General features: G+C 69.9%; 3 protein-coding genes. All 3 read right to left on the bottom strand.

Translation table 11 applies throughout. The features are described from left to right. Positions 1-170: 170 nt before the first annotated feature. Entirely contained in the window at positions 171-1,613 is a 1,443-nt protein-coding gene (locus tag ACFTZL_RS42155; RefSeq protein ID WP_382595087.1) for a maltokinase, read from the bottom strand. Between the two features lie 200 nt (positions 1,614-1,813). Beyond that, positions 1,814-3,514, bottom strand: a complete 1,701-nt coding sequence (gene treS, locus ACFTZL_RS42150) for a maltose alpha-D-glucosyltransferase (protein WP_382595084.1) — start codon at positions 3,512-3,514, stop codon at positions 1,814-1,816. Beyond that, the coding region (locus ACFTZL_RS42145; RefSeq protein WP_382595082.1) for an alpha-glucosidase C-terminal domain-containing protein at positions 3,511-4,046 on the bottom strand (536 nt) is incomplete at its 5' end. The genes treS and ACFTZL_RS42145, both read right to left, overlap by 4 nt.

Genomic DNA, 4,046 nt, shown 5'->3' with positions numbered 1-4,046 from the left:
CCTTCTTCGCCGCCGCCTGTTTCGGTACCGCCGCCTTCTTCGCGGCGCTCTTCTGCTGGGCGGCCGTCGGCTGCTCGGGGATCTTCTCCCCGGCCGTCTTCTTCGGATGCGAACCGCTGGACTCGGAGCGGGGGGTCACGGGCGCAGCCTCCTGGGCGCAGGTGGGTCAGTCAGGTCAGGTGGCCGGACGAGGAGAGCCGGCTTATGGCGGCCAGGGGCACCGGCAGCCAGTCGGGGCGGTGCCGGGCCTCGTACACCACCTCGTAGATCGCCTTGTCCGTCTCGTAGGCGCGCAGCAGCACCGGGTCGGTGCGCGGATCGCGGCCGGAGGCCTCCGCGTAGCCGGAGCAGTACGCGGACCGGCAGGTCTCGGCCCAGTCCGGCTGGGGCGGATCGGTCGAGCGGGCCGCGTAGTCGAAGGACCGCAGCATGCCGGCGACATCCCGCACCGCCGGCTGCGGCATACGCCGCTCGGGCAGGGGCCGGGCCGGCTCGCCCTCGAAGTCGATCAGCCACCACTCGCCGGAGGGCGATCGCAGGCACTGCCCGAGATGCAGATCGCCGTGCACGCGCTGCGCGATCCAGGTGCGGCCCTCGGCGGCCAGATCGCCCAGCGCGGTGAACGCCGACCGCAGCCCGTCGGCGTAGGGCCGCAGCGCGGGCACCGCGTGGACGGCCGCCTCCAGCCGCTCGAGCATGCCGTCCACCATGAGCTGGAGCTGCATGTGACCGAGCGTGACCGTCGGCAACGCGCGGGCCAGCGCGGTGTGCACCTCGGCGGTGGCCCGCCCCAGTGCCCGGGCCTCGGCGCCGAAGTCCTCGCCCTTGGCCAGCTCGCGCAGCGCCAGCTCCCAGCCGTCGGAGGCGCCCTGCACGAACGGCTGGAGCACGCCCAGCACGTACGGCTGGCCGGCGAGGTCCGCCGAGCCCGCCGGGATCACCGGGTCCGCCGTGGGGTCGATGTCGGCGACCATCCAGGCCGTCGGCGCGGGCACCCGGGGGCAGCCCTCGCGGGCCAGCGCCAGCGGCAGCTCCAGATCGGGGTTGACCCCGGGCACGATCCGGCGCAACAGCTTCAGAATGAACGTATCTCCGTAGACGACCGACGAGTTGGACTGCTCGGCGGTCACCAGGCGGGGCACCAGCCCGGACCGGATGTCCTGGCCGGGGTCCCGCTCGAAGCGGAGCCTGCCGATACGGGCCTGGGTGCGCAGCGCCTCCAGGAGCAGCTCGGCGGGCCTGGGGTCGTGCAGGGCGTCGTAGACGGTGCGGCCGGCCAGCGGCCCCGTCGGCACGTGTCCGATCAGCGCGGGCGCCAGCCGAGGCGGCAGCGCCTCGCGCACGCCTATCAGGAGCTGGTAGCAGTCGCCGGGGTGGTCGGGCGCGCCGGGGGACGGCACGAGCGGCTGATGGGCGCGGACGAGCAGGTGGTACAGGCCCAGCTTGGCGCTGGCGGGGAGCAGCTCGGTGGCCTCGACCAGCGTGAACCCGGTGACCGGGCGTCCTTTGCCCGCGAACCAGCGCTGCCGTGGCAGCCATTCCCGCAGCAGTGGATCCAGGGAGGCGAGAAGGCCGGGCGGGGTGGTGACGGTGCGTGTGACGGCTTCCGACATGGCGTCGCGTCCTTTCACCCATTCTCGGTGCGCCTCCGTCGCCTTCGGCCGGCTCCGGCGGCGCCCCTCCGGCTCACGCGGGCGGGTGGGGTGTTCTTCATGCGTGCCCCGGGCGGGGCGGTGGAAACGCCCCGCCGCGGGGTTTGAGGCCTGCCCCGCGGATCAGGCCTCAGCAGGCCGTTTCAGGCCTCGCACGGCCCTCATACGGTGTCCCCGCGGAGCCGGAACCAGTAGAAACCGTGGCCCCCGAGGGTCAGCAGATACGGCAGCTCGCCGATGGCCGGGAAACGCACCCCGCCGAACAGCTCTACCGGGTGCCGCCCCTCGAAGGCGCTCAGATCCAGCTCCGTGGGCTGGGCGAACCGGGAGAAGTTGTTCACGCACAGCACCAGGTCGTCCTCGTACTCCCTGAGGAACGCGAGCACCGCCGGGTTCGTCGACGGCAGCTCGGTGTACGTACCGAGTCCGAAGGCGGGATTCTGCTTGCGGATCTCGATCATGCGGCGGGTCCAGTGCAGCAGCGACGACGGCGAGGACATCGACGCCTCGACGTTCGTGACCTGGTAGCCGTAGACCGGGTCCATGATCGTCGGCAGGAACAGCCGCCCCGGGTCACAGGACGAGAAGCCCGCGTTGCGGTCGGGCGTCCACTGCATCGGCGTGCGCACCGCGTCGCGGTCGCCGAGCCAGATGTTGTCGCCCATGCCGATCTCGTCGCCGTAGTAGAGGATCGGCGAGCCCGGCAGGGCCAGCAGCAGGGCCGTGAACAGCTCGATCTGGTTGCGGTCGTTGTCGAGCAGCGTGGCCAGCCTGCGCCGGATGCCGATGTTGGCGCGCATCCGTGGGTCCTTGGCGTACTCGGCCCACATGTAGTCGCGCTCTTCGTCGGTGACCATCTCGAGCGTGAGCTCGTCGTGGTTGCGCAGGAAGATGCCCCATTGGCAGTTCGAGGGGATGGCCGGGGTCTTGGCCAGGATCTCGGAGACGGGGTAGCGGGATTCCCGCCGTACGGCCATGAAGATGCGCGGCATGACCGGGAAGTGGAACGCCATGTGGCACTCGTCGCCGCCGCTGGGGTAGTCGCCGAAGTAGTCGACGACGTCCTCGGGCCACTGGTTGGCCTCGGCGAGCAGCACGGTGTCCGGGTACTGGGCGTCGATCTCCTTGCGCACCCGCTTCAGGAACGCGTGCGCCTCCGGGAGGTTCTCGCAGTTCGTGCCCTCCTGCTGGTACAGGTAGGGCACCGCGTCCAGCCGGAAACCGTCGATGCCCAGGTCCAGCCAGAACTTCAGCGCGGAGATCATCTCCTCCTGCACGGCCGGGTTTTCGTAGTTGAGGTCCGGCTGGTGGGAGAAGAAACGATGCCAGTAGTACTGCTTGCGGACCGGGTCGAAGGTCCAGTTGGAGGCCTCGGTGTCGACGAAGATGATCCGCGCGTCGGGGAACTGCTTGTCGTCGTCGGCCCACACGTAGTAGTCGCCGTAGGGCCCGTCGGGGTCCTTGCGCGACTCCTGGAACCAGGGGTGCTGGTCGCTGGTGTGGTTCATGACGAAGTCGATGATCACGCGCATGCCGCGCTGGTGGGCGGCGTCGACGAACTCCACGAAGTCGGCCAGGTCGCCGAACTCCGGCAGGACGGCCGTGTAGTCCGAGACGTCGTAGCCGCCGTCGCGCAGGGGCGACTTGAAGAACGGCGGCAGCCACAGGCAGTCGACGCCGAGCCACTGGAGGTAGTCGAGCTTGGCGGTCAGGCCCTTCAGGTCACCGACGCCGTCGCCGTTGCTGTCCTGGAACGAGCGGACGAGCACCTCGTAGAAGACGGCGCGTTTGAACCACTCCGGGTCCCGGTCCCTGACGGGAGTGTCCTCGAAGGTGTCCAGCACGGGCTCGTTCACGGTCATGACGTTCCTGCCCCTCCGATCGCTTGCGCGGCGGGCGGTGACAGGACGTGGAAGACGTGCGCGGGAGCCCGCCCCGGCTCGAGACGCACGTAGTTGTTCCTGCTCCAGTGGTAGGTCTCGCCGGTGAGCTCATCGCGCACCGGCACCGACTCGTGCCAGTCCAGGCCGAGTTGCGGCATGTCCAGCGAGACCGTCGCCTCCTGGGCGTGGTGGGGATCGAGGTTGGCGACCACCAGGACGACGTCGTTTCCCGTGCGCTTGCTGTATGCGATGAGGGCGTCGTTGTCGGTGTGGTGGAAGCGGAGATTCCTGAGCCGGCGCAGTGCCGGGTGTTCCCGCCGGATGGTGTTGAGCCTGGTCAGCAGTGGGGTGATGGTGCGTCCCTCGCGTGCGGCGGCCTTCCAGTCGCGGCGTGTGAGCTGGTATTTCTCCGAGTTCAGGTACTCCTCGCTGCCCTCTTTGAGCGGGGTGTTCTCGCACAGTTCGTAGCCGGAGTAGATGCCCCAGGTCGGCGAGAGGGTCGCGGCGAGGA

The sequence above is a fragment of the Streptomyces sp. NPDC056948 genome (assembly GCF_042674225.1).
In the GTDB taxonomy this organism is placed as follows: domain Bacteria; phylum Actinomycetota; class Actinomycetes; order Streptomycetales; family Streptomycetaceae; genus Streptomyces; species Streptomyces purpurascens.
Note: the sequence above shows the minus strand (reverse complement) of the source record. Positions and strands in the feature narration are given on the sequence as shown.